This is a genomic window from Ruegeria meonggei (assembly GCF_042768335.1).
Taxonomy (GTDB): Bacteria; Pseudomonadota; Alphaproteobacteria; order Rhodobacterales; family Rhodobacteraceae; genus Ruegeria; species Ruegeria meonggei.
Window position 1 is genome coordinate 659060 of record NZ_JAXHBT010000001.1, and the last position, 24951, is coordinate 684010.

A 24951-nucleotide genomic window follows, 5' to 3' on the forward strand; every position below is an offset into this window, starting at 1 on the left:
CTAATACCCCGTCATCTCAAGGTATCCGCGGCCGGACCGGTTGCCTGATACTTTGACGGGGCCTTCCCAATACTCAAACTGTGTGGCCATCCAGGCCTTGGGGGTCAGAGCTGTGACTTCGACGTCCAGATCATAGTCGGGCAGGGTAACCTGCCACGTAACAGGGACTTCGCGGTCTTCTACGCGCGCAGTTTCCAGCGGGATGAAGGACGCTGACCCATCAGGCAGTGGTGTTGCGGTGCCATCAGCGCTGATCCAGGTGGCGGCGGTGAAATCTCCGCGCCCTCCGCGCAGACGAAACGCCATCAGCTTATCACCATCATCGAAGCTGAGAGAGAACCAGTCCCACCCGCTTTGATCCTCGGCCAAAGGTTGCGAGGACCATTCCCGGTCCAGCCATCCCTGACCGGTGACTGCAACGTCGCCATCAGGAAGATGTAACACGCCTTCGACATCATAAAAGGGCTGTGAGTAGTAATGGCTGGCTTGTCCGTCCGCAGACTTGACGGAATACCCGGCGTCCCCGTGAAACACCAAAGGCCCCTGCGCCGTGAGGGACAGATCATAGTGGAACTCTTCCCCGCTTGCGGTCAGGGTCAGCGTGTCCGGATCGGGGCCGCGCATATGCCATTCGTCAATCCAGGCCTCATAGGGGGCGGCTGTTACGCCGGCCTGACCGATTCCGCCCCGCGACAGACGCTCTGCCAGGTAATGCGCGTCTGGTGTCGTCACCGCCGCGTGTCCCATCCACAATTGCGGGCTCTGCCAGCCGTCTGTCTGGGTGGGTTTCAGGGCAGACCTAAAAAGGGTCCACTGAACGCCATAGTCGCGCCCGTCCTCTCCGGTCAGGTTCGCGGTCAGGTACCACCACTCAATCCGGAAACTCGGATGTGGGCCGTGGTCGCGCGGAAACTGGAATTGATAGCCCTGTTTTGGAATATCAAACCCGTCCACCGAGCCACCCAGACCCGCATAACCCTGCGCCCACATCGGGGCGGGCAGCAGAAAGAGCAGACCAAAAAGCAAGGCTTTAACGTTCATAGGCAAACACCTTCAGCAGGTCAGCGGGCGGCAGGCGCAGCAATCGCAGCGCGGGGAGGGCGGCGGCGATAAAGGCGGCCAACAGGGTCAGGGCAAACAGATAGGCCCAATCCTCGGGAAACAGATACATCGGCAACCGCCAGCCAAAGGCCTGAACATTAATTACCGCCAGCAGAGCCCAGGCCAGAACCAGCCCAAGGGGCAGGGCCAGAACTGCAGTCAGCGCGGCCAACAATACACTGCGCAACAGTTCAATCTGCGCAAGCTGCGCCCGCGTTAGCCCCAGTGCCCAGACCGGCGCAATCTGCGGCAGGCGCTGGGTCCACAGGGTCAGCAGGCTGGTAAGAATGGCGAACCCTGCAACCCCAAGCGTCAGAATGTTCAGGGCAGAGGTCACCACAAAGGTCTTGTCAAAAACCGCCAGTGATTGCGCCTTCATCGCGGCCTGCTGGACCACTGCTTGGCGCGGCAGATCAAACTGATCGCGCAGGGCCTGGGCCATCTCGGTCGCGCGCTCTGGTGCAAGGCGAATGCCGAACCGTCGGGTGTCGGCACCCGGCGCGATCCGGTCCAGTTGGGCCATGGACACGATGGCTTGTCCGGTGGGGTTGCCGTAGTCCGAATACACTCCGGCAATGGTCAGCGTCTGGTCAGGTTTCAGGGTCAGGTCGTCGCCGGGCCACAAGTTCGATCGGCGCGCAAGCTGTTCGTTGATCAGTACGGCTTCTCCAGCCAATACGCGATCCCATACCTCGTCAGAGGACGCAATAAGCGGCCAGTTCTGGCGATAGCTCTGGTGATCGACAATCCCATACAGGAACAGCGGACCTGACAAATGCGCCAGTTCGATGCTGCGGATTGGCAGCACGGCGTCCACCTGCGGGTCCAGCCATTGTGCGATCTGTTGCCCTTGTTGGTCGTCGGCGGCCGTCACGTACAGCTCTGATGTCAGGCGTTGATCCAGCCATCCGGTAAAGGTCAGCCGAAAACTGGATACCATGGTTCCCACACCGATATTCGCCGCCAGTGCCAACAACAGGGCCATCAGCGCCAGAGAAAGACCAGGCAATTGCGCACGCATATCGGCCCAAACCCATTGCGTCACTGGTCCTCGTGCACCACGCTGAAGAAGCGACAGCGCAAATGATAGAAGGGCGGGCAAGACTAAAGCTGCACCAGTCAGGATACCCGCCACCATCGCAAATCCAGCGACTAATCCTTCAAGCGCGTAAGCCGTGACAAACCCGCCTGCAATCAGCGTCAGACCGATCAGTACTGTCGCCCGTCTGCCTGATGCAGCACCCCGCCACGCCTGCAGGCCAGCCCCGCTCAGCAAGGGCATGCGTGACAGTCTGTGCAAGGCGTGCCCGCTGGCCAGCAACGTTCCCGCCAGGGCTATCGCAAGCCCCGCCACCACCCATTCAGGTTGCAACCGCATCTGCCCATCAACGGGCGCACCGTATAGACCACGCAGTGTTGCGGCGACGTCCGGCAACAGTGCTCCGGCCAGAAAGAATCCCAGGATCAACCCCAGCGCTCCGCCAATCAGGGCCAGCAGCGTCAGTTCCGCGGTGATCATCCACACAAGACGCCGCATGGACACACCCAACGCACGCAGGGTTCGGATCATCCCGCGCCGCTGGGCAAAGGCCAGACCAACCGTGCCGTGAACGATGAACAACCCAACCGCAAAGGACAGTAGACCAAAGGCGGTCAGGTTCAGGTGAAAGCTGTCGGTCAGCTGCGTCGTATCCAATCGGGTTGAGGCATTGATGCGCTCCAGATCCGGCGCGATTTCTGACAGCGGAGAGATGCCCATTGGTTGATCTGGCAGCACAATCAGGCGCGAGATTTGCCCCGGTTGGTTCAACAGAGTTTCGGCCACGCCGATATCTGTCAGGATCAGATCGGACGGCAACGCATCAGACGGCAAGATCGGTGGAAAATCGGAACGTACACCGAGAGTCTGCGCAAGATCGGGCGCAGCCAATAAGCGACCAGGTGCGGTCAACATATCGGCCGGATCGGGGGGCGTGTCGCTTTGTTCCACCTGCGTGACGGCGGGCAGGGCGGGGTAGGTGACCATGTCCACGCCTAGCACCTGCACTCTGCGATCACCGACTTGCAAAGACCCTTCCAGCACTGCCGCAACTTGCCACCCTGCGCGGCGCAGTGCGACATAGCGTGCAAGAGGGATCGGACCGGACGGATCGCGCAGCTCATCATAGCGGCCCAGCGCCAATTGGTCTGAGGCGCGTTGATAGCTGGCGCGTGCCTCGGCATTGATGGCCTGAACCGCCGACCATAGCCCGGTTGCCAATGCGATCCCAATCAGCAGCGTCGCCAGTTGCAGGCGGTGCCGACGCCAGTGAGATAGCAGAGCTTGGGTGACAGCCCAGGTCATGCGATGCGACCACCGGTCAGATGCGCGTGCCGGTCCAGCCGTGCGGCGATATCTTGCGAATGGGTCACTAACAGCAATGCTGCCCCGGTGTCGGCCACCAGAGACAGCATAAGATCCAGAACCGTCGCGCTGGCTGTTTCGTCCAGATTGCCCGTTGGTTCATCCGCCAGCAGCAGTTTTGGTCGGGCGGCCATGGCGCGGCCTATCGCAACGCGCTGTTGCTGTCCGCCTGACAGGTTCTCGGGGTAACGTGGCAGCAGCTCTGACAGGCCCAGCCGGTTTGCCAGATGGGCTGTCCAGCCCGTGTCCTCGCGCCTGGTCAGCCGGGCGTGAAAGGACAGGTTCTGGGCAACCGTCAGCGAAGGGATCAGGTTGAATTGCTGGAACACCAACGAAACGCTCTGCCGCCGCAAGGTGGCTCTGCCGTGATCATCCAGCGACGACAGCGCGGTGCCGTCCAGCGTGATCTCGCCCCCATCCAAACTGTCCAGCGCCGCGGCGAGGTTCAGCAGGGTGCTTTTGCCGCTGCCGCTTTCTCCGGTCAGCGCTAGCGTCTGACCCTGATCAAGGGTCAATGATACATCCCGCAATACGGGACGCCCGCCCGGATAAGATTTCTGGACTTTGTCGATGTTGAGCAGCATGCAAAACCCTTGGACTGTGCTCGCAACAATGTGCGCCGCCGCGCGGCAAAGTCCAGCGCCTAGGCACATTCGTTTCCATTCGTCGCAGCTGTTGCTGTGGGGTTGTCCCGTTTAGCCTAAACCGCCATTGTGTGACGAATAATGCAGACCGGGACATGAGAATTAATGACCTTAACTGAGCAGATTGTTTGGGGCAGTATTTATCTGGGCATCTGCTTTATAATTGAGATCATATTTCTGACATGGTGCACGCAAGTGATCCGGGTGATGTCCCTGCGTTTGGAACAAAGCAAAAAGTTCCTAACGATTGCCGCGCCAATCTGTATTTCCTTGGTGTTCATCGTGACCATCCACACTTTTCAGGTCTGGTTGTGGGCCATCGTCTGGGTATTGGGGGACGTGCTGCCCGATTGGAACTCGGCGCTGTATTTCTCGTTGGTGACCTTCACCACACTGGGTTACGGCGACATAGTTTTGGGTGAGCAATTGCGCATCTTTGGCGCATTTGCATCCGTTACCGGGCTGTTGTCGTTTGGTCTGTCTACGGCCTTTATGGTGGCTGTCATGACCGAGGTCTTCAAAGAAGAGCTGTCGGCCTAGAGGATCGGTGCAAACAGTCGCGCCAGCGGTGAGCCGAACCGGATAAAGGCGGGCTGATCAGGCAAGTTGCGGGTCAGCTCATAGCTGGACTCGAAATCTTTGCGCAGCATCTTGTCCACTGCCCCGGCGGCCCGTGGATCAAAGAACAAGGCCATTGCCTCGAAATTCAGTCGGAACGAGCGGTTATCCAGATTGGTCGTACCAACGGCGGCCAGCGTATCGTCCACCACAAATGCCTTTTGGTGCATGAACCCATCCGTGTACCGGAATACACGCGCGCCGCAGTCCCGGATCTCGTCGAAATAGGCAAAGGCTGCGAGCCAGGGCAGGCGGTGGTCGATCTTTTCGGGCACTAAAATTCGCACGTCCACGCCGCGTAAGGCCGCGTGTTGCAGGGCCGTCATGATGTCGATATCCGGCACAAAATAAGGCGACGCGATCCACAGCCGTTCTTTGGCCTCGGCGATGGCGGCAAAGAACATCATCGCTCCGGTCTCGGTCTCGTCGCCAGGGCCGGTGGCGACGATCAGAGCATTCATGTTTTGCTCGGATTCCGTGCCGGCCCAGTCCAGCTGGTCAATAAGGTCCTCAGCATGCGCCCAGTGCCAGTCTTCAGTGAAGATCAATTGCAATTGTCGGACGATATGACCGGTCATCTTGACATGGGTGTCGCGCCAATGGCCGAAATGTGCGTCCTGGCCCAGGTATTCGACCCCCACATTGTGGCCACCGATAAATCCGGTCTCACCGTCTATGATCACTGTTTTACGGTGATTGCGGTAGTTCAGCTGAAAACGGTGTTGTGGGCCCCGGCGGTCACGTGGGTTGGCAATCTCGACCCCTGCTGCGCGCAACTCGTCCAGATAGGCGGTCGGCAGGCCGTAGCTGCCCACCGCATCCGTCATGAACCGCACCGAGACACCACGATAGGCAGCCGCGATCAAATTGGCTTTGAGTTGTTTGCCCAGCGCATCGTCGCGAACGATGTAGAACTGGATCAGTACATAGTTTTTTGCCGCGTCGATCGCCGTGAAAATCGCTTCGAACGTGGCTTGTCCATCAATCAGCAGTTCCACGCCATTCCCGCGAGAGACCGGCAGATGCGCCAGCGCCTCGAAGGGGCGGGGGTTGATCGGCATTGATCCGGGGTCGGGTTTCGAGAAATCCGCAAAGCTCTTGATCCCTTCAACCACGGTTTCGCTGTGTTTGCGCGCGATGCGGTAGCCTTGAAACCGGTGATGCCCCAGAAACAGATAGAGGGGCACCGCAAACATCGGGGCCGAGATCAGAAAGACCACCCAGCCAACTGCGCCCTGCGGCGTGCGCGCGGTCTGTGCCGCCCGTATCGCAAACACCACGGCCGTCACATAAAGTGTCAAGGCAAACGCGGAAACAAGCAGTGTCCACATGGGGTTACCAGTCTCTGAGGTTCTTATTCTGCCCCAGTGTAGATGCGATCCCAATCCTGCGCCATATCAACAATGACCCATCCATTTTCCGGACCTTTGTCCAGACCGTCGGCGAGTTTTCCAATTGGGCTTTCCCGGTCATAGGCCCATTCCCGTTCCGCATCCGTGTGATGGATCAAAACACCAAGCCGGGGGCCATCGCCGGCCGTGGTCCATTCCAGCATGGCGAAATCCCCGTCGGAATTCCCGGCCGCGAGAATTGGACGCCTGCCAATGGTGCGTTCGATGTTGATTGGTTTGCCTTCTTTGTCATCGATGAAGGCAATGCCGGGTGCCTTAATGATCGACGGTGTGCCGTTGGTGACCTCGTAAGTGGTGTCGGTATAAGTGCCCAAAACCTGTTCGGGTGGAATGCCATAGGCTTCCTCAGCAAATACGCGCATGAAGTGGAGCCCGCCGCCCGATACGATATAGGTGCGGAACCCTTCGTCCCGCAGATAGCGCAACAGTTCGACCATCGGCTGATAGGTCATCTGATCATAGGGCAGGCCGGTATCCGGGTGTCGTGTGGTTTGTAGCCAATCCGCGACCGCAGCCTGAAAATCCGGGACATCCATGCCGGAATGCGACGCGTTTAACACTTCGATCAATGCTTCATGGCCGCCGTCGACAATTGCCTGCAAATCGCCCTCCGCCGCGGCTTTTAGGGTAGGGGTCGTCAGGATCGAGGGATCAGCATCAGCCATCTCAGAAAGGCGGTCCAAGGCGAAGGTCAATTGAAAATAGACCGGCTGTTCAGACCACAGGGTTCCGTCATTGTCGAACACCGCAACGCGCGCTGCAGGTGTGACATAATCCGTGCCTTCAGGATCGGTCACGGCGCCAACAAAGTCGATGATCCGGGCGCGGGTTTCGGTGTTCGCCCAGCTTGGTAAAGGATCGGCGAATACACAAATAGGGGTCGCTGAAATGACGGCGGCTAAGGCAAGGCGCAGCATAATGAATTTCCTTGTTGGTAAGGACAGAGGCCGCAGGTAAATGCGGCCTCTGCGTTCGTTCAACGGTCTGTCTTAGTTGGACGTTGGTGTAGACAGTTTTTCCATCACCTGATCCAGGCTAAAGCTGGCCGCTTTCTGGCGTGGCGGGTACTCCTGGAACGTGCTGAGGAAGTTGCCAACATATTGCTGGGCAGGCACCAGGAAATAGACGCGGTCGATCATCCAGTCGTAATAGGTGTTCGACGTGCGGTAGCCACGTTCATACGGGTCACGCCGCAGGTTGATGATGATAGGCACACGCAGTTCAGTAAACGGCTCCATCCACGCGCGCAGCGTGGCCCAGGCTTTCTGCTCGAGGAAGATCAGTTTCCAATCGTCGAAACGCAGTGCCGACAGATCGCCATCGTCGGTGAAATAGAATATCTCACGACGCGGACTGTCGACGGTTTCACCGGTCAAAAGCGGCAGGATGTTGTAGCCATCCAGATGCACCTTATAGTCCCGGCCCATCGCTGGAGAGGAATATCCGGTTTTCAGCTTTTCCTTGATCTCGGCATCACCAGCGACGGCCAGATAAGTCGGCAACCAGTCCATGTGGTGGACGATCTCATTGGTGACCGAGCCGGGCTCGATCTTGCCGGGCCAGCGCACCATTGAGGGGACCCGCCAACCGCCTTCCCAGTTGGTGTTCTTCTCACCCCAGAACGGGGTCGAAGCAGCGTCAGGCCATGTGTTGTAATGCGGACCATTGTCGGTCGAGTAATGGACGATGGTGTTGTCGGAAATGCCTAATTCATCCAGCAGATCCAGCAGCTGGCCGACCTGAATGTCATGTTCAATCATGCCAGCGGTGTACTCATCCGCCGCACCACCGATCATATCATTCGCCTGTTCGCGCATCTCGTCTTTGACATGTGTGCGGAAATGCATCCGGGTGCCATTCCACCAGACATAGAACGGCGTTCCATTCTCGTTGGCTTGACGAATGAACTCTACTGCGGCTTCCAGTGTTTCTTCATCGACTGTTTCCATCCGCTTTTTGGTCAGTGGACCGGTGTCTTCGATCTCACCACCTGCGGCCGAACGGATCACGCCGCGCGGGCCATAGGCTTCGCGGAAAGTGCGTCCGTCGGGCATGACGGCGTCACCGGGGTAATCCTCGTGCTCGGGTTCTTCTTCAGCGTTCAAGTGGTAAAGATTGCCAAAAAACTGGTCGAATCCGTGGTTGGTCGGCAGATGCTCATCCCGGTCGCCCAGGTGGTTCTTGCCAAATTGGCCGGTGACATAGCCGTGGTCTTTCAGCAGTCCGGCGATGGTTGGGTCTTCGATCTGCATGCCTTCTTTCGCACCAGGAAGGCCGACTTTGGACAGGCCAGTACGGAACACCGATTGCCCCATTATGTAAGAAGAGCGTCCGGCGGTACAGGATTGCTCGCCGTAATAGTCGGTAAAGATCATGCCTTCTTCGGCGACACGGTCGATATTGGGAGTTCGGTAGCCCATCATCCCCATCGTGTAGGCAGATATATTGGATTGACCGATGTCATCTCCCCAAATGACAAGAATATTGGGTTTTTGCTCCTGCGCCCAAGCGGGGATGGCAAGGCATGCAGCAAAGGTTGCTGCGGCAATCTTGCCGATCCATTTCGTTGATATCATTTCTGACTGCGACATAGAAAGCTCCTAAAATACTGGGGCCCATCGAGGGCCGCTTTCAAATCGAGAACGGTGTGCCAGCACCGCTGTAAGCTACTGATTCACGTCTAATGTCGTTGATTTAGGCGGATACGATTGTTCCAAAGCCCGAGACAAACCAGCGACGGTTCTCATAACACATACAGAAAATTAAATACATGGTTGTGCGAAATAATTTAAGTGAATCAGGGCCTTTAAGTTGAACCCGCAGAGGCTTTTTGATCCTCTGTTAGTCGTCCGTCCAGCGACATCAGGATCGCGATAGGGCGCAGCGCCGGTATGTGGCTGAACACGATCAGGATGCAAACCGTCAGTGGTACGCTGAGAAAGGCACCGATCAAACCCCAGATTGTGGTCCAGAAGGTCAGGGCCAAAATCACAAGGAAAGTGGACATGTTCAAGGAACGCCCCAGCATGGCCGGGTCCAGGAAATTTCCGATCATGAATTGCAGCGTGCCACAGCCCAGTACGATGATCAGAAATGGACCGACGCTTTCGAATTGAACCAGCGCGATCATTGCCGGAAAGATGACCGCAATGATCGAACCGATGGAAGGGATGAAGTTCAGCGCAAAGGTCAGAACGGCCCATGTCTCGGCATATTCCAGCCCAAGCACTTTGAAGACCGAATAGCTGATGCCAGCGGTGATCAGGCTGATAAAGGTTTTGACCCCGACATAGCGCTGCAGGCTGTTGGTTATCGCATCCAGAATGGCCGCAAACTCGGCCCCGGTTTTCGGGTCGCCCGCCGCCAGTTGAATCTTTTTTCGAAACGCCAACCGCTCGGCCATCAAGAATGCGACGTAGAGGCTGATCAGAAAGAAGTGGTTCAGCAGCGACGTGGCGCTTCCCAGCAAAACCCGTGCCACATAGGACATGTCGATGCTGATCAGATTATCCCTGATGAAAGAGGTCACATCACTGCCGATCAGCCCGGCAATGCGGTTAACGGCCCCATCGAACTGGGCTTCATAGGTATTGATGGATCGCGCAAACTGGGTCGCCTGACTGCCCAGAATATACATGATGACAAACAACCCGGCCAAAACAAACGTGACGCCTGCGATATTGGCCAGCCAAACGGGCACACGCGTCAACGAGGTGATACGGTCGCTCAGCGCTATGATCAGAACGTTGATCAACAAAGCCAGGGTCAGCGGAATAAGAAAAGCAGACCCGGCATAGAGCCCTAGCACCATCAGCGTAGCCACAATCGACACGTCCCGCACGACCGGCAGCCGGAGTTTCGCGGTGTTTGCAGTGTCGTTGTTTTTTACAGTCATTGGTTGGCCCATGTCAGAGGCTGCCCTTTTTGCGGATGCGGCAACAATCAGTATATGCGGATGATCCTGCACAGCCGGGCAGGATTATGCAATGCGGCCAGACGTTTGTATGAGTTTATTTGCCCATTACGCGGATTTGCCGGTTCAGTGGCGCGGACAGGCAGGATAGACTTCGAGGATGAGCGCGCGAGTGATTCCTTCTTTCGGTCGACCGGTTCAGGCGCTTTGGGTGGCAGTTGTCCGCTTTGACGCCAAGAACGGCTTTGTCATGAGCAGCCACGTCGCCATGTCACTTATGCTGGCCCTTTTTCCCTTTGTTCTGTTTACAGTGGCTTTGGCCGGATCGTTGTCGCAGGACTATGTAACCAACGAACTGATCGAGCTGATTTTCGGCGCGTGGCCAAAAGACGTCGCTGGTCCGATTGTGGCCGAACTGCGCTCGGTCCTTGCCGAATCCAGTTCGGGTGTCATCACGCTCGGTGGTTTGCTAGCGGTGTTTTTTGCCTCGAACGGCGTTCTTGCGGTGCGGAAGGCAATGAACCAAGCTTATCACGATCATGACAGTTGGCCGTTCTGGAAAACGCGGCTGTTGTGTTTGGTGCTGGTGATTGTCGGAGGTGTCGCCATCATGATCATCGCGGCGGTTGAGGTGGTGCTGCCTTTCTACACTCAGCTGGTTTCGGAGAAGACGGATGTGAATGTGTCCGAGTGGCTGTCGGTGGATCGCCTGCGCTGGACCTTTACAGTGGCCGTTCCCGCAGGTGTGGTAGTTGTGGCGCATCTGATCCTGCCAACGGGGCGGCACAAGTTGCGGCAGATTCTGCCGGGGGTACTGCTGACGCTTGCTCTTTGGGCTGCTGGCGGATGGGGGTTTTCGGTCTATATCGCGCAGTTTGCTACTTATAGCGCGACTTATGCCGGCCTGGCCGGTGTTATGGCAGCATTGATCTTTTTGTACCTGTGTGCCGCGATTTTGATCTTGGGTGCCGAATACAACGGGGCTTTGATGGACCTGCAGAACGAACCGGAAGGCCCCATTGAATGAGGCTTTTGGGATTTGCCTTATGGCTGTTCACTCCTTTAGCCGCTTTAGCTGAACCGCCAAGCTACGTCGGCTCGGACCAATGTACGGATTGCCATGCAGACGCGGCCGAGGCGTGGTCTACGTCGCATCACGCACTGGCTTGGACGCAGATGAGCGCGGGACATGTGGAGGCGGATTTTGACGGCACGCAGTTCGAACATGACGGGATGTCAGTGACCTTCAGCAAGACCGGTGGTGCGCTTCAGGCAAACGTAGTCGAAAAAGATGGCGCAACCACGCTTTATGATGTGCATTCCGTGGTCGGGATCGAACCCCTGCAACAATATCTGTTCGAAACCGAACCCGGGCGGTTACAGAGTTTTGACGTGGTTTGGGACACCGAGAACAAGCGCTGGTATCACCTCTATCCCGATCAGGACCTGCCGCCTGACGACGGGTTGCACTGGACGGGACCATATAAGAACTGGAACGCGCGCTGCGCCGAATGTCACGCCACTGGTTTTGCAAAGAACTATGACGTGCACACCCGCAGCTATAGCTCGACCCAGGCCGAGATCGGAGTCGGGTGTGAGGCATGCCATGGCCCTGGGTCTGCCCACATAGACTGGACCAAGGGCCAGAACATCGCGGACGACTTGAACGACTTTGGGTTCACCATGAGCTGGGGCAGGGGTCAGACCGAGGCGGAAATCCAGCAATGCGCCGGATGCCATTCCCGGCGTGAGGCGCATCTGGACGGCAACCCACTGCCCGGTACGCCCTATCATGACGCCTATAACCTGGCGGTGCTGCGACCAGGGTCTTACCATCCCGACGGCCAGATTTTGGACGAGGTATACGTGTACGGCTCGTTTCTGCAGTCCAAGATGTATGCGCAGGGTGTTGGCTGCATGAACTGCCATGAACCACACAGCACCGATTTGCGGGCCGAGGGAAACGGTGTCTGCACACAATGCCACTCACCAGCCGCCAATCCGGAATTTCCGACTCTGACAGCCAAGAACTATGACACACCAGATCATCACCACCATCCGGACGGCAGTGCAGGGGCGCAGTGTAAATCTTGCCACATGATCGAGCGGGTTTACATGGGCGTCGATGGGCGGCGCGACCACAGCTTTCGCATTCCACGCCCGGATCTTGGGCTGGGTGAGGATGCGTGCACCGATTGCCACGAAGATCAGGATCAGCCCTGGGCCGCACAGCGGATCGAGGGTTGGTATCCTGCGTCCCAACACCGCGGGCCCCATTTCGGAACTGCTTTTCAAGCAGCGGCAATGGGCGCAGCCACCAGCTCCGACGATTTGTTGAGGATAGCGATTGATCAAAATGCAGCAGGTATCGTGCGGGCGACGGCCGCTTATCTGTTGCAACCTTTCGGGTCACCCGACATTGCGGCCCAAACGGCCCCGTTGCTGACGGATTCCGACCCGCTGGTGCGCGCTTATGCGATCCCTTTGCAGGGTCAGGCTGACTTGCCGGACCGGCTGCAGCGCCTGGAGCCTTTGTTATCAGACCCTTTGCGCAACGTGCGAATTTCGGCGGCGAAAGAGTTCCTGTCCATTCCCGGCCAGTCCCTGACGCCCGAACAACAAGCGCTGGCCGGGCAGGGGATGGCAGAATGGCAAGGCGCCATCGCCAACCGTCTGGACTTTCCGGAAACACATCTGGTGCTGGGCGGTATGGCATTGACTTTCCGCAACTCACAGGCGGCCGAACGTGCGTTCCGCGAGGTTGTCTCGCTGGACCCGCAACGGGCCGAGGCTTGGCCGATGCTGGTGCAACTGGTCCAGATCAATCGCGGCAACGCGGCGGCACGAGATGTCTTGCGCGAGGGATTGGAGCTGGTGCCGGAGCATCCGGCGCTACTGCAGCTGAGGACCCAGATCGGACCCTGAAACGGCATGGCTTGGCCCGGTTTCGGCCATTATCCCGGCAAAATTACCGGTTAACGCTAGGGCAGCACAGAAATACCGCAATGCCCTTAGGTGACGAATGTCTGACAAACCGGTCCATACATCGCAGCTGCAGCGCCCGATGTCATTGAATCAGCGGATTGCTGATCTTCAGGCCAAAAAGCCGGAATACATCAACCATGGTGAGGCGCTTTTACTGCAGCGCATGGCGGAAAATTCGTTGCGAGAACAGTTTTTGACCGGGGGCCGGATTTCCTTCGACGACTGATCTCAACCGCGGAATCCGGTGGCGACCACAAATTTTTCGGAACTGTCCGAGCGCGACGCAGGCGGCTTTACGTTTGCCACCTTGTCGAATTTCTGTTTCAGTAGCTTTTGCAGATCGCCCTCAGCACCCCCGGCCAAAACTTTGGCGACAAACGTCCCGCCTTCCTCCAGAACGTCAAAAGCAAAGTAAGCCGCTGTCTCGCACAAGGCCATGATCCGCAAGTGGTCGGTTTGTTTATGTCCGGATGCCGAGGCAGCCATGTCCGACATTACCACCTCGGCCTTGCCGCCAAGCCAGTCCTTCACCTTCTGATCCGCATCATCTTCCATGAAATCCAGCACATATGTGTCGGCACCTGCAACGGGCTCGACCTGTTGCAGGTCAATGCCCAGAACGGTGCCGACGCGCTTGCCGGGCCGTTCGCCCAGCGCGTTGACGCGTTTTGCAGCGACCTGACACCAGCCACCGGGTGCACAGCCCAAATCGACCACACGCGCGCCGGGAACAAGAAAGCGAAACTTGTCGTCCAGCTCCAGTATCTTATAGGCCGCTCGCCCGCGATAACCGTCCACCTGCGCACGCTTGACGTAAGGATCGTTCAACTGCCGTTCAAGCCAGCGGGTTGAACTGAGCGTTCGCCCACGCGCGGTCTTGACCTTTACTTTCAGGTCGCGTTGCCCTCGGCCAGAAGTGTTTTTGCCTGTGGGTGTTTTCGCCATTGGGTCGCTTTCAGTCTGTATTGTGTTCGGGGCTGTTCATCGGATGCCCGTTTCGGTCCCGGTCACCCCCGTGATACTGCCAGTGATTGACCGCAAGCAAGGCCTACTGTCGTGTCCCAGATCTATGTAAGTCGATTTCGAGTTGAGATAGGTCCTTATCACTGGGTCATGACCTGCGGGTGTCGTCGAAAACCTGCGTCCGGAAGGTATCGAGACCATTGTGGATTTCGATCTGCCGAACGGGATGCGTCAGCCCAAGGGGTCCCGACATCAGAAAGGTCCGTCTTCCAAAACGCCATTCGCGCTCATTTGTGCGTAGAGCAAACCCTCGCGCAGTCCACGGTCGGCCACCGATAACCGATCCGTAGGCCAGCACCGCAGTAATGCCTGCAAAATCGCCGAGCCCGACATGATCAAGGCCTGACGGTCATCACCGATCCGTGGATCCCGACGCCGACCCACCGGGCCCAGTTCCAGATAACCGCGGATGACTTTGTCAATCTGATCGCTGGTCATACGCAGACCGTCCACCTTGGTCCGGTCGTACCGTTTCAGCCCAAGATGCGACGCGGCCACGGTTGTAACAGTGCCGCTTGTCCCAACGATCTGGAAACCCTCGCGTGCCTGCACGTCTTTATAGGGAGCAAAATCGGCTAGATTTTCTTCGAAAAACCAGCTCATCAAGGCAAAGCGGGCCGAGTCGTCCTCGACATCGTTGAACTGATCCCGCAGCGTGGCAACGCCCAGCGGAACGCTGATCCAGTCGACCACCTTAGCTGCCGGAAAAGGGCTTTCGGCAGTATGGAATCCGTTGTGCAATCGCATGATCGCGGCTGGCCGGTCGCGGCGCGGAACGGAAGAGATATCGATCCACACCAGCTCGGTCGAGCCGCCGCCGATATCCACCACCAGCAATTGTTCGGTTTTGGTCGACACCAACGGCGCGCAAGAGATCACGGCCAGACGGGCTTCTTCCTCGGGCTGGATGATCTCAAGCGTCAATCCGGTTTCGCGCTTTACCTGGCGAATGAAATCGCGTGAGTTGCGGGCGCGTCGACAGGCTTCGGTTGCGACCAGACGCATCCGTTTGACCTTGTTGCGCTTCAGTTTTTGCTGGCAAATTCGCAACGCCTGAATGGTGCGCGCCATTGAAGACCGTGACAGTCGTCCGGTCCGTTCCAAGCCTGCACCCAATTGCACAGACTTCGAGAAACTGTCTACCACATGGAACCCGCTACCCTTGGGCTGGGCTATCAACATGCGACAGCTATTGGTTCCCAAATCCAGCGCTGCATACAACGCATCTGGATCGGGTCTTGCCGGCGCGGGGCTTTCGACCGCCTTCGGGAGCGCGCCCGCACCTTTGGGACGCTTGGGCGCCATCTTAACGCCCTCCGATATTTCAAGTTACCCCGACCATAGGTCGCGCAATTGTCTCGTGCAAGATGCTCATTAAAGTGATGAGCATTTTGATATGCGCATTCTGCGGCGACTAAGGTACAAGCCCGGTAATCCATCGGGGCAAAAAGGTCGCTGGAAATACGCCTTGTGTCGAAAATCGACCGACGCAAGCCCACATTGAGGTCTAGAACCGATCCATCTGGTTAGGAGGAATCATAGGCGATGCCTGACGTAACTATCGTTTACTGGCGCGACATTCCCGCCCAAGTCATCGTTGGCAAAGGCCGACGCGGCGCAAAGCGGCAATTGGAAGAGCGGTTCGAGCAAGCCATCGACCGGGCTGCAATGAAAGTAAATGCCAAAGACAGTGACGCCTATCTGGCCGAATGGCGCAAGGCCGCCCCTTTTGCAATTGACGGCGACCCGTCCGAAATTGCCGAGGCCGAGGCCGTGCGTCTGGAGACGGAATATGATCAGGACCGCATCAAGGCGCTGATCGCTAATGACGGTTGGGCATGAGCCCCAAATCTTTATGGGAGGCCGCAATGGCTTTGCTGAACTTCAAGAAACGCGATGCGGTCGAAAACGGACCGGTGAACCCGACCGTCGAAGCCTTTTTGCAGGGCTACTCGATCGAGGTGATGCCCCGGACGGCCGAAAAGGTCGAGGATTTCCGCGCGCTGCTGCCCGAAGGTACCCGCGTCTACATCGCCCATATCGAGGGCACGCCCATCGAGGACATGGTGAAAACCGCCAAGCGGATCGCGGCCGAGGGTTACCCGGTGATGCCGCATTTCCCGGCACGGATCATCAACGATGCCGCCACGCTGGAAAACTGGATTTCCATGTATCAGGGTGAGGCCGGTGTAGATCAGGCGCTGCTGCTGGCCGGTGGCGTGGCCAAACCGCACGGGGATTTCGACAGCTCGATGCAGATGCTGGAAACCGGTCTGTTCGACAAGGCAGGCTTCAAGCGCCTGCATGTGGCAGGTCATCCCGAGGGCAACAAGGATATCGACCCGGACGGCTCGACCAAGAACGTCGATGACGCGCTGCGCTGGAAGCAGAAATTCAGTGAGACCACGGATGCCGAAATGGCACTGGCCACGCAGTTCGCGTTTGACGCTAAGCCAATCATCGCCTGGGCGAACAGCCTGAAAGAAGCCGGGATCGACATTCCGGTGCATATCGGCATCGCCGGCCCGGCCAAACTGCAGACGCTGATCAAATTCGCGATTGCCTGTGGCGTTGGTCCGTCGCTGAAGGTGCTGCAGAAACGCGCCATGGATGTGTCAAAGCTGTTGTTGCCCTACGAGCCGACCGACGTGATCACCGAACTGGCCAACCATAAGGCAGCGAACCCGGATTTCAACATTACCAACGTTCACTTCTTCCCACTTGGCGGCATCAAGACCAACGCCAATTGGGCCATCAATAACGGCGGTGCTTCGGCGCAGCCTGTAAACTCCTAAGGAACGGACATGACCCGTACAGTCGTAGAATCAAAAACAAAAACTGCCGTTCTGGGCTTTGACGAACCGTTCTGCGTGATTGGCGAACGGATCAATCCCACCGGTCGCAAAAAGCTGGCGGCCGAACTGGAGGCCGGCGATTTCTCGACCGTTGAGAAAGACGCGATTGCGCAGGTTGCTGCAGGTGCGACCGTTCTGGATATCAATGCGGGCGTTGTCTACAACTCAAACCCCAACCCGAATGAAACCGAACCGCCGCTGATGCGCAAGATCGTTGAGATGGTGCAGGGACTGGTGGATGTACCGCTCTGCGTGGATAGCTCGGTTCCTGGCGCGCTGGAAGCCGGCCTTGAGGCGGCCGAAGGACGTCCGTTGCTAAACTCTGTGACTGGTGAAGAGGATCGTCTGGAACTGGTTCTGCCACTGGTCAAGAAATACAACGTGCCGGTTGTTGCGATCTCGAACGACGATACCGGGATATCCGAGGACCCTGATGTGCGGTTCGAAGTTGCCAAGAAGATCGTTGAACGTGCCGCTGATTTCGGCATCCCTGCGCATGACATCGTGGTCGATCCACTAGTCATGCCGATTGGCGCGATGGCGACTGCAGGTCTGCAGGTCTTTGCCTTGGTTCGTCGCCTTCGGGAGGAGCTGGGTGTGAATACCACATGTGGCGCATCTAACGTTTCGTTCGGCCTGCCGAACCGTCATGGTATCAACAACGCCTTCCTGCCTATGGCGATGGGGGCGGGTATGACCTCGGCGATCATGAACCCTGTGGCACTGCCGGTTGGTCCAAAGAAACTGGCAGAGAAAAAAGCCGAAGTTGAAGCCAAAGGCATCATTCTGCCTGCGGATATGGACGATGAGACCTTCTGCCAACTGTTCGGAGTGGGCTCGACCATGCCGCGTGCTGGCAAAGAGATGGAGGCCATCCGCGCCGCCAATCTGCTGACCAACAACGACCCGCACGGAGGTGCCTGGATCAAGTTCAACAAAGCCCCCAGCGAAGCCCGGGCCGAAGGGGCCGGAGGTGGCCGTCGCGGCGGGGGTCGCCGTCGTCGCGCCTGATCACTTTAGCACTACAAACCGAGGCCGGGCCAAGCGCCCGGCCTTTTTCGTTTTGACACTGATCAAAGTCAAAACCCGCAAGAGTTGCGACACTTACCGGACCCTCGCAGCAAGGTTCAGGTGCAGTGATGAGCAAACACCACCCTCCGAAACTGGCAGATGCCGACCTCAGTAAACGGCTGGCAAAACATGACTATTTCAGCCAACTGGCTGAACTGCAGGCGCAATTAACGCTGATCCAGCAGGCATTTCTGTTCCACGGAATCAAGGGTGTACTGGTGTTTGAAGGTTGGGATGCCGCAGGAAAGGGCGGAACGATCCGCCGGATCAGCCAAGCACTGGACCCGCGCAGCTTCAAGGTCTGGCCTATAGGAGCACCCCGCAACTACTATCTGAACCGTCACTACTTGCTGCGGTTTTGGGAAAGATTACCACCTGACGGGGCCATTTCAGCGTTCGACCGCAGTTGGTATGGCCGGGTTCTGGTGGAACGGTTGGAAAAATTCACACCCGAAGAGCGTTGGCGTGCGGCCTATCGCGAGATCAACGATTTCGAGAGGATGTTGGTCGATGACGGAACCCGCCTTGTGAAGCTGTTCTTCCACATCTCTCCGGAAGAGCAGATGAAACGGTTTTCAGAGCGTTTGCGCAACCCTCTTAAACGCTGGAAGTTGACCTATGAGGATTTCCGCAATCGCGAGCGTTGGGCGGATGCCGAAGTGGCGGTGGAAGAAATGCTGTCGCGTACTTCGACTGAAACCGCGCCCTGGTATGTGATTCCTGCCAATAACAAAAAATATGCGCGAATCAAGGCGATGCGCGCAATTGTGGATGTGTTTTCAAAGGACATGGACCTTAACCCACAACACTTGGACCAGCGTACTTTGGATGCGGCCAGCCAGGCCTTGGAACTGGATCGCGCCCTGATCGACGGCTTGCGCGCGCGAACGGAATAGCGGGCCTGATGGGTGCTACTTTTGGGCAAAAGACGCTTGAAGTCGATTAAGGCAGAATGCTATCCACAGCAGCGCGGCGGGTATGATGTAATGGTAGCCTGTCAGCTTCCCAAGCTGAACGCGCGGGTTCGATTCCCGCTACCCGCTCCAATCACTCGGATCGACGAGCCTGAAACAGGTTGATGACGGCTGGAATGTGCAGGTCTGCGCCGGTTTGGAATTGACGGAACTCTTCGGCGACGGTGGACTGGATCGCCTGAACGTCTTGCTCATCCCCTTCAAAATGGTCGATCACGCGGGCAGCGGGACCGACACGAGTACACAAGGTTGCCGTCCCATCAGCGCCATCAACACTGGCCAGTCCCACCGGGACTGCTTCGGCCTGGATGTCTGACAGTCCGGCCTGGGCCATCATGCCGGTAACATGATCGATATCGTGAAATGCCAGTGGACCGGGCGCATAGCGATCCACACGCGGGGGTTGGCCCAATCGCGTGACTGCAGCGACATGGGGCACGCGAAACCACGGGTTATCTGCCAAGGGGCCCCACGCGGCAAACGTCATTTGTCCACCAAGCCTTAGGGCCTTGGCAATATTGACAAATGCGGCCACGGAATTGCTGAAGAACATGACACCAAACCGAGAGATTGTGGCATCCATTTGCGCAGGCGGAAACTCAAAAGTCTGGGCATCCGCGTGTTGGAAACTGATATTGCTTTGACCAGCCTCCGCCGAGCGGGCAGCCGCGCGATCCAAAAAAGGTTGCGAGATATCAACGGCCAGAATGCGCCCCTCTGCACCAACTTGACCGGCTGCTGACAGCGTGCTGACACCCGTACCGCAGCCAATATCCAGTACGCTCTGACCGCCGGATAAGCCTGCGCGATCCAGAACCAGATCCAGAACAGGTGCCAACGCATGATCCAGTTGATCTTCGTAGGTCAGCCATTTGGCACCGTTTTCGGACTTGCCCCAGAACTCTGCCTGCTCGTCATTCGCTGATTGCATGTCGGCCTCCTGTGAATGGGGCGACTATGACCGTCTGCGTCGACGGCGACCAGAGCCTTCGTCGCCACCACCGGTGTTGAAGGACGGCGCAGGCAGGGTGACCACCTGCGCTAGTTCCGGGAACGGGTCGGTTTTATGGGGGATCGCGTTGGCGGCCACGAAATGATCCTGGAACTTGGGCTCGATCGCGGTTTCAACCTTGGTGATCTGGCGCACGATGCGTTCGATTTCGGCGCGGGCAGTGATATTGCACAGCGCGATCCGGGCACCGGTTCCGGCGGCGTTACCCGCGCTTGAGACCTTGTCCAGCGGCGCGTCAGGGATCATCCCCAGAACCATTGCGTGCTTGGTCGATATATGGGCACCAAACGCCCCGGCCAGAACGACACGATCCACAGTGTCGACTGCCATCTCATCCATCAGCAACCGCGCACCGGCATAGAGCGCCGATTTGGCCAGTTGAATGGCGCGGATGTCGCCTTGGGTGACGGTAATACGCGGGCCACCTTCGGCGCTGGCATCGTGGATCAGGTAGGAATGAGTGCGCCCTTCGGGGATACAGCGCGGCGTGCCGGTTTGTTCTGCCGACCCAATCAAGCCGCTTTCGTCCAACAGACCGGCGATGCGCATTTCTGCCACCGCTTCGATGATCCCCGAGCCACAGATGCCGGTAATGCCCGTTGTTGCAACGACCTGATCGAAGCCCTCTTCGTTCGACCATTTCTCGGACCCGATGACACGAAAACGAGGCTCCTTGGTGACCGGGTCGATTTCTATCCGCTCAATCGCACCGGGCGCGGCCCGCTGGCCCGAACTGATCTGAGCGCCCTCAAAGGCCGGTCCTGTAGGCGAGGAACAGGCCAGCACCCGGCTGGTGTTGCCCAGCAGAATTTCGGCGTTCGTACCGACATCGACGATCAGCACAAGGTCTTCGGACTTTCCCGGTTCCTCGGACAGCGCCACAGCCGCACAATCGGCCCCCACATGGCCCGCGATACAGGGCAGGATATAGACCTGTGCCCGCGGGTTCATTTTGGTCAACTCCATCTCTCGTGCGGGCAGGGACATGCTTTCAGAGGTAGCCAGCGCAAAGGGTGCCTGTCCCAATTCAACCGGATCCAGCCCTAGCAACAGGTGGTGCATGACCGGGTTGCAGACGAATACAGTCTCGACGATCAGGGCGGCGTCAATCCCGGCCTCTTCGGCAATTGAGGTGGTCAGGTCGTTAATCGCCTCGCGCACGGCGCGAGTCATCTCTTGATCACCGCCGGGGTTCATCATCGCGTAAGACACCCGGCTCATCAGGTCTTCGCCAAAGCGGATCTGCGGGTTCATCAGGCCCGAAGACGCCTTGACCTCACCCGTGTCCAGATCGGTCAGGTGCGCGGCTATGGTGGTCGATCCTAGGTCGATTGCCAGACCGTACAGCCCGTCTTCGTGCAGGCCGGGCCAGATTTCGACGACTTGCGCGACCTCGTCCTTGTGACCTCTGTGAACGGCAACTGTGACTTCCCATTTCCCCTTGCGCAGAACCGGTTGCAGCTTGGACATCAACGACAGATCTGCGGTGATCGCGTCGATCTGCCATTGTTCACGCAGGGCACGCTCCAGCCGCTCAAGATCGCCGGTGGGAGAGTGCATGTCCGGTTCCTCTACCACGACAAAATACAACCGCGTTGCCGGATCCATGGTAATGGACCGCGCGGCGGCAGCCTTGCGCACGACCTGGCGGTGAACCTGGCTTTCGGGGGGCACATCGATCACCACGTCACCCTGAACCGTCGCCTGACAACCCAGACGACGCCCCGGTTTCAGGCCACGTTTGTCGTCATAGCGCTGTTCGACCGCGTTCCATTCGCTCAGCGCGCCCTCGGATACCGTGACGCCGTGTTTGGGGAACTCACCATAGCTGGGTGTGATCTGACATTTCGAGCATATGCCGCGCCCGCCACAGACCGAATCCAGATCAACCCCCAACTGCCGGGCCGCAGTCAGTACCGGGGTGCCGAGGGGGAAATGCCCGCGTTTGCCCGACGGGGTAAAGACAACAAGGGGATCGGTGGTCATGATTTGCCTGCCTTTTGTATTCGCGCCTATGTCGCGCAAGATATGGGTTTGTGCGCAAAGGGAAAGGCCATTCCGCGGCACGTTTTGTGCGCGTTGCGTCGTTTTTCACCGCGCCATCGGCCCGCAATCGAAAACTAGTTTAGGTCAGGGGCTTTTCCTTAGCCTGAATCCATGTAATAGGGTCACCGCCAAACGGGCTTTTGCATGGGGTTAACAGATGCAGATTCGTGAGGCACTCACCTTTGACGACGTTCTCCTGGTTCCGGGCGCATCTTCTGTGCTTCCGGCAACGGCGGATACAACCACGCGCGTGACGCGGGAAATCACCATGAACATCCCGCTGCTCAGCTCGGCGATGGACACGGTGACCGAGGCGCGCATGGCCATTGCCATGGCGCAAGCCGGCGGAATTGGCGTTGTTCACAAAAACCTGACGGTGGATGAACAGGCCCGCGAAGTGCGCCGGGTCAAACGATTCGAATCCGGTATTGTCTATAACCCTGTGACACTGCGGGTGGATCAGACGTTGGCTGACGCCAACGCGCTGGTACAGCGCTATAACTTCACCGGCTTCCCGGTGGTTGACGAACAGGGGCGCGTCGTTGGCATTTTGACCAACCGTGATATGCGCTTTGCAACGTCGGACGACACACCGGTTCACGCGATGATGACTTCGGACAATCTGGCGATGCTGCAGGAACCTGCCGATCTGGAAGAGGCCAAAAGCCTGATGAGGGCCCGTCGCATCGAAAAGCTGCTGGTGGTTGATGGTGGCGGAAAGCTGACCGGTCTTTTGACGTTGAAAGACACAGAACAGGCCGTCCTGAACCCAACCGCGTGCAAAGACCGGCTGGGACGTTTGCGCGTCGCGGCCGCGACCTCAGTCGGCGATGCCGGGTTTGAACGGTCCGAGCAGTTGGTGGATTCCGGCGTGGACATCATTGTGGTCGATACCGCACATGGGCATTCGCAGGGCGTTCTGGATGCGGTTTCACGGGTCAAGACTTTGTCGAATGAGGTTCAGATCATCGCGGGCAACGTAGCCACGGGTGAGGCGACCAAAGCACTGATCGACGCGGGTGCGGATGCGATCAAGGTGGGGATCGGGCCGGGCTCGATCTGTACCACTCGGATGGTTGCTGGTGTCGGTGTGCCGCAGCTGACGGCGATCATGGATTGCGCCACAGCTGCAGGGGATGTGCCGGTGATTGCGGATGGTGGCATCAAATTCTCGGGCGATTTTGCCAAGGCGATTGCGGCGGGTGCGTCCTGTGCCATGGTTGGCTCGATGATTGCGGGTACCGACGAAAGCCCGGGTGAGGTGATTTTGTATCAGGGCCGTTCGTTCAAATCCTATCGCGGCATGGGCAGCCTTGGCGCGATGGCGCGGGGTTCGGCGGATCGCTATTTCCAGAAGGATGCCGCCAGCGACAAGCTGGTGCCCGAAGGGATCGAGGGGCAGGTGCCTTACAAAGGATCTGCCAGCGCCGTGGTTCACCAACTGGTCGGCGGCCTGCGTGCAGCCATGGGCTATACCGGCTGTGCAACCGTTGAAGAGATGCGCAGGAACTGCAACTTTGTGAAAATCACCGGTGCGGGGCTGAAAGAAAGCCATGTGCATGATGTGCAGATTACACGTGAAAGCCCGAACTACCGGGTCATGTAACCCAGACTATCGCCTTGTGCGGCGCCCTGACCGGGGCGCCGTTTGCGTTTCTTTTAGCAGGATCGGATCGTGCAATGACCCCCGCCGCGCGTGTTCAGGCGTCGATTGAAATCCTTGATGACATTCTGGCTGGGGCTCCCGCCGAGAAAGCCCTGACCGGGTGGGGCCGCCGCAGCCGCTATGCCGGGTCCAAGGACCGGGCGGCGGTGCGTGACCATGTGTTTGCTGCGCTCCGGTGCCAGCGATCCTATACAGTGCTTGGTGGATCACAGACAGGGCGCGGCCTGATGATCGGAGCGCAGCGCGCGACCGGTACAGACCTCGACGTTGTGTTCACCGGCGACCGTCATGCGCCCGCGACTGTGTCCGGGGATGAGGAAGGTCGCGACTTTGCAGGTGACGCTGAGCAATATGATATCCCTGAATGGCTGTGGCCTCGATTCCAAATGTCTTTGGGCGATCAGGCGATCCCGGTTGCGCAAGCGTTGCAAAACCGGGCGCCGGTTCATCTGCGGGTCAATCTGATCAAGACTGATATCGCCGGGGCTATTGCTGCGCTTGAGACTGACGGTATTCAGGCGCAGGCGCATCCTGCCTGTGACACTGCACTCGAAGTGAGCGAAGGCGCGCGTAAGATCGCACAGAGCAGCGCTTATGCTAATGGCCTGGTTGAGCTTCAGGATGCCGCCAGCCAGGCCGTTGTCGCTGCGCTGGAATTGCACCCGGGCTTGCGGGTTCTGGACTATTGCGCGGGTGGTGGGGGCAAGTCTCTGGCCCTGGCAGCGCATCCGGGTGTAGAGGTTTTTGCCCATGATGTGAACGCGGCCAGACTGCGGGACCTGCCTGTAAGGGCTGGGCGCGCAGGGGCCAAAGTTACGGTCCTGACAACGGATGAAGCGACAAGGCAGCCGCCTTTTGACGTGGTGCTGGTGGATGCACCCTGCTCGGGCAGTGGGTCATGGCGGCGTGCGCCTGCCGGCAAATGGGCCCTGACCGAAACCCGCCTGCAAGAGCTTACGACCATTCAATTCAACATTCTGAACCAGTTGTCGCCTCTCGTCGCGCCAGGTGGTGCTCTGGCCTATGCGACCTGCTCGATGCTGGCCGACGAAAATGGTGCCGTTGTTGACGCCTTTTTGCATTCCAACACGGATTGGCGCGAGAGTTTTCGCAAAACGTGGCTGGTATCACACGGCACCGACGGTTTCTTTACGGCACACTTGACGCGATAGCGCGTCAAGCCGTAGCAACTTTAAGGAGAGTGTTTAGCTTTTTTAAGCTGGCATT

At 58.1% G+C, this 24951-nt stretch carries 21 protein-coding genes and 1 tRNA gene; 11 read left to right on the forward strand and 11 right to left on the reverse strand.

What is annotated here, in order from left to right; translation table 11 throughout:
• From SJY13_RS03300 to SJY13_RS03310, 3 genes are read right to left on the reverse strand one after another with little or no spacing between them, the layout of a single operon-like run.
• A complete protein-coding gene (locus tag SJY13_RS03300) occupies positions 1–1041 on the reverse strand; it encodes a lipocalin-like domain-containing protein (RefSeq protein ID WP_377187651.1) in 1041 nt (346 codons plus the stop codon).
• Positions 1031–3445: an ABC transporter permease gene (locus tag SJY13_RS03305; protein WP_377187654.1), complete on the reverse strand. Its 2415-nt coding sequence runs from the start codon at positions 3443–3445 to the stop codon at positions 1031–1033. Before SJY13_RS03305 ends, SJY13_RS03300 begins: the two co-directional genes overlap by 11 nt.
• On the reverse strand, positions 3442–4089 hold the full coding sequence (locus SJY13_RS03310; RefSeq protein ID WP_377187657.1) for an ABC transporter ATP-binding protein: 648 nt from the start codon (positions 4087–4089) through the stop codon (positions 3442–3444). The genes SJY13_RS03305 and SJY13_RS03310 overlap by 4 nt, the downstream gene beginning before the upstream one ends.
• Before the next feature lie 165 nt (positions 4090–4254).
• Between SJY13_RS03310 and SJY13_RS03315 the strand changes: the two genes are divergently transcribed.
• The gene (locus SJY13_RS03315; RefSeq protein WP_085820619.1) at positions 4255–4689 is read left to right on the forward strand and encodes an ion channel; all 435 of its coding nucleotides are present in this window, start codon (positions 4255–4257) and stop codon (positions 4687–4689) included.
• Here the strand turns inward: SJY13_RS03315 and cls are convergent.
• From cls to SJY13_RS03335, 4 genes are all read right to left on the reverse strand, one after another.
• A complete protein-coding gene (gene cls, locus SJY13_RS03320; RefSeq protein ID WP_377187660.1) occupies positions 4686–6098 on the reverse strand; it encodes a cardiolipin synthase in 1413 nt (470 codons plus the stop codon). The two genes, SJY13_RS03315 and cls, sit on opposite strands and share 4 nt — an antisense overlap.
• Positions 6099–6121: 23 nt before the next feature.
• Entirely contained in the window at positions 6122–7096 is a 975-nt protein-coding gene (locus SJY13_RS03325) for an HAD family hydrolase (protein ID WP_377187663.1), read from the reverse strand.
• A 72-nt stretch (positions 7097–7168) separates the two neighbouring features.
• Entirely contained in the window at positions 7169–8755 is a 1587-nt protein-coding gene (locus tag SJY13_RS03330) for an arylsulfatase (protein WP_370738028.1), read from the reverse strand.
• 230 nt (positions 8756–8985) lie between these two features.
• Positions 8986–10074 carry an AI-2E family transporter gene (locus tag SJY13_RS03335; RefSeq protein ID WP_377187666.1) on the reverse strand — a complete coding sequence of 363 codons (1089 nt, stop codon included), beginning with the start codon at positions 10072–10074 and terminating at the stop codon, positions 8986–8988.
• Positions 10075–10252: 178 nt separating this feature from the next.
• Between SJY13_RS03335 and SJY13_RS03340 the strand changes: the two genes are divergently transcribed.
• The 3 genes from SJY13_RS03340 to SJY13_RS03350 all read left to right on the forward strand — a co-directional run bounded on the left by SJY13_RS03340 (position 10253) and on the right by SJY13_RS03350 (position 13303).
• A complete protein-coding gene (locus tag SJY13_RS03340; protein ID WP_377187669.1) occupies positions 10253–11119 on the forward strand; it encodes a YihY/virulence factor BrkB family protein in 867 nt (288 codons plus the stop codon).
• Positions 11116–13017 (forward strand): multiheme c-type cytochrome, encoded by a 1902-nt coding sequence (locus SJY13_RS03345; protein ID WP_377187672.1) that lies wholly within the window; start codon positions 11116–11118, stop codon positions 13015–13017. Before SJY13_RS03340 ends, SJY13_RS03345 begins: the two co-directional genes overlap by 4 nt.
• A 97-nt stretch (positions 13018–13114) precedes the next feature.
• Positions 13115–13303: a hypothetical protein gene (locus SJY13_RS03350; RefSeq protein WP_377187675.1), complete on the forward strand. Its 189-nt coding sequence runs from the start codon at positions 13115–13117 to the stop codon at positions 13301–13303.
• 2 nt (positions 13304–13305) lie between these two features.
• Here SJY13_RS03350 and SJY13_RS03355 read toward each other — a convergent pair whose 3' ends face one another.
• Positions 13306–14022 carry an RlmE family RNA methyltransferase gene (locus SJY13_RS03355; protein WP_377187678.1) on the reverse strand — a complete coding sequence of 239 codons (717 nt, stop codon included), beginning with the start codon at positions 14020–14022 and terminating at the stop codon, positions 13306–13308.
• Between the two features lie 270 nt (positions 14023–14292).
• On the reverse strand, positions 14293–15405 hold the full coding sequence (locus SJY13_RS03360) for a Ppx/GppA phosphatase family protein (RefSeq protein WP_085820611.1): 1113 nt from the start codon (positions 15403–15405) through the stop codon (positions 14293–14295).
• A 240-nt stretch (positions 15406–15645) separates the two neighbouring features.
• On the opposite strand from SJY13_RS03360, the gene SJY13_RS03365 reads away from it, so the two are divergent.
• The 5 genes from SJY13_RS03365 (at position 15646) to SJY13_RS03385 (ending at position 19072) form a co-directional block, all read left to right on the forward strand.
• Positions 15646–15942: a virulence factor gene (locus SJY13_RS03365; RefSeq protein ID WP_085820610.1), complete on the forward strand. Its 297-nt coding sequence runs from the start codon at positions 15646–15648 to the stop codon at positions 15940–15942.
• A gap of 26 nt (positions 15943–15968) precedes the next feature.
• The gene (locus SJY13_RS03370; RefSeq protein ID WP_377193549.1) at positions 15969–16895 is read left to right on the forward strand and encodes a methylenetetrahydrofolate reductase; all 927 of its coding nucleotides are present in this window, start codon (positions 15969–15971) and stop codon (positions 16893–16895) included.
• A gap of 9 nt (positions 16896–16904) precedes the next feature.
• Positions 16905–17966 (forward strand): methyltetrahydrofolate cobalamin methyltransferase, encoded by a 1062-nt coding sequence (locus tag SJY13_RS03375; protein WP_377187682.1) that lies wholly within the window; start codon positions 16905–16907, stop codon positions 17964–17966.
• Positions 17967–18094: 128 nt separating this feature from the next.
• Positions 18095–18922, forward strand: coding sequence for a polyphosphate kinase 2 family protein (locus SJY13_RS03380; protein ID WP_377187685.1), 828 nt, complete (start codon positions 18095–18097; stop codon positions 18920–18922).
• Between the two features lie 76 nt (positions 18923–18998).
• Positions 18999–19072, forward strand: a tRNA-Gly gene (locus SJY13_RS03385).
• 1 nt (position 19073) lies between these two features.
• On the opposite strand, the gene SJY13_RS03390 is transcribed toward SJY13_RS03385, so the two are convergent.
• Both SJY13_RS03390 and SJY13_RS03395 read right to left on the reverse strand, forming a co-directional pair.
• Positions 19074–19931 carry a class I SAM-dependent methyltransferase gene (locus SJY13_RS03390; RefSeq protein WP_377187688.1) on the reverse strand — a complete coding sequence of 286 codons (858 nt, stop codon included), beginning with the start codon at positions 19929–19931 and terminating at the stop codon, positions 19074–19076.
• 24 nt (positions 19932–19955) lie between these two features.
• The gene (locus SJY13_RS03395) at positions 19956–21998 is read right to left on the reverse strand and encodes an ASKHA domain-containing protein (RefSeq protein WP_085820605.1); all 2043 of its coding nucleotides are present in this window, start codon (positions 21996–21998) and stop codon (positions 19956–19958) included.
• A 217-nt stretch (positions 21999–22215) separates the two neighbouring features.
• On the opposite strand from SJY13_RS03395, the gene guaB reads away from it, so the two are divergent.
• Positions 22216–23664 carry an IMP dehydrogenase gene (gene guaB, locus SJY13_RS03400; protein WP_085820604.1) on the forward strand — a complete coding sequence of 483 codons (1449 nt, stop codon included), beginning with the start codon at positions 22216–22218 and terminating at the stop codon, positions 23662–23664.
• A 74-nt stretch (positions 23665–23738) separates the two neighbouring features.
• A complete protein-coding gene (locus tag SJY13_RS03405) occupies positions 23739–24896 on the forward strand; it encodes an RsmB/NOP family class I SAM-dependent RNA methyltransferase (RefSeq protein ID WP_377187692.1) in 1158 nt (385 codons plus the stop codon).
• Positions 24897–24951 lie beyond the last annotated feature (55 nt).

What these genes read in the sequence shown, in the direction of transcription:
- SJY13_RS03390 (WP_377187688.1), bottom strand. Translation starts at nt 19,931, where the DNA reads ATGCAATCAGCGAATGACGAGCAGGCAGAGTTCTGGGGCAAGTCCGAA.
- cls (WP_377187660.1), bottom strand. Translation starts at nt 6,098, where the DNA reads ATGTGGACACTGCTTGTTTCCGCGTTTGCCTTGACACTTTATGTGACG.
- SJY13_RS03355 (WP_377187678.1), bottom strand. Translation starts at nt 14,022, where the DNA reads ATGGCGAAAACACCCACAGGCAAAAACACTTCTGGCCGAGGGCAACGC.
- SJY13_RS03305 (WP_377187654.1), bottom strand. Translation starts at nt 3,445, where the DNA reads ATGACCTGGGCTGTCACCCAAGCTCTGCTATCTCACTGGCGTCGGCAC.
- SJY13_RS03300 (WP_377187651.1), bottom strand. Translation starts at nt 1,041, where the DNA reads ATGAACGTTAAAGCCTTGCTTTTTGGTCTGCTCTTTCTGCTGCCCGCC.
- SJY13_RS03330 (WP_370738028.1), bottom strand. Translation starts at nt 8,755, where the DNA reads ATGATATCAACGAAATGGATCGGCAAGATTGCCGCAGCAACCTTTGCT.
- SJY13_RS03340 (WP_377187669.1), top strand. Translation starts at nt 10,253, where the DNA reads ATGAGCGCGCGAGTGATTCCTTCTTTCGGTCGACCGGTTCAGGCGCTT.
- SJY13_RS03360 (WP_085820611.1), bottom strand. Translation starts at nt 15,405, where the DNA reads ATGGCGCCCAAGCGTCCCAAAGGTGCGGGCGCGCTCCCGAAGGCGGTC.
- SJY13_RS03375 (WP_377187682.1), top strand. Translation starts at nt 16,905, where the DNA reads ATGACCCGTACAGTCGTAGAATCAAAAACAAAAACTGCCGTTCTGGGC.
- SJY13_RS03345 (WP_377187672.1), top strand. Translation starts at nt 11,116, where the DNA reads ATGAGGCTTTTGGGATTTGCCTTATGGCTGTTCACTCCTTTAGCCGCT.
- SJY13_RS03335 (WP_377187666.1), bottom strand. Translation starts at nt 10,074, where the DNA reads ATGACTGTAAAAAACAACGACACTGCAAACACCGCGAAACTCCGGCTG.
- SJY13_RS03405 (WP_377187692.1), top strand. Translation starts at nt 23,739, where the DNA reads ATGACCCCCGCCGCGCGTGTTCAGGCGTCGATTGAAATCCTTGATGAC.
- SJY13_RS03325 (WP_377187663.1), bottom strand. Translation starts at nt 7,096, where the DNA reads ATGCTGCGCCTTGCCTTAGCCGCCGTCATTTCAGCGACCCCTATTTGT.
- SJY13_RS03350 (WP_377187675.1), top strand. Translation starts at nt 13,115, where the DNA reads ATGTCTGACAAACCGGTCCATACATCGCAGCTGCAGCGCCCGATGTCA.
- SJY13_RS03310 (WP_377187657.1), bottom strand. Translation starts at nt 4,089, where the DNA reads ATGCTGCTCAACATCGACAAAGTCCAGAAATCTTATCCGGGCGGGCGT.
- SJY13_RS03380 (WP_377187685.1), top strand. Translation starts at nt 18,095, where the DNA reads ATGAGCAAACACCACCCTCCGAAACTGGCAGATGCCGACCTCAGTAAA.
- SJY13_RS03365 (WP_085820610.1), top strand. Translation starts at nt 15,646, where the DNA reads ATGCCTGACGTAACTATCGTTTACTGGCGCGACATTCCCGCCCAAGTC.
- SJY13_RS03315 (WP_085820619.1), top strand. Translation starts at nt 4,255, where the DNA reads ATGACCTTAACTGAGCAGATTGTTTGGGGCAGTATTTATCTGGGCATC.
- guaB (WP_085820604.1), top strand. Translation starts at nt 22,216, where the DNA reads ATGCAGATTCGTGAGGCACTCACCTTTGACGACGTTCTCCTGGTTCCG.
- SJY13_RS03395 (WP_085820605.1), bottom strand. Translation starts at nt 21,998, where the DNA reads ATGACCACCGATCCCCTTGTTGTCTTTACCCCGTCGGGCAAACGCGGG.
- SJY13_RS03370 (WP_377193549.1), top strand. Translation starts at nt 15,969, where the DNA reads ATGGCTTTGCTGAACTTCAAGAAACGCGATGCGGTCGAAAACGGACCG.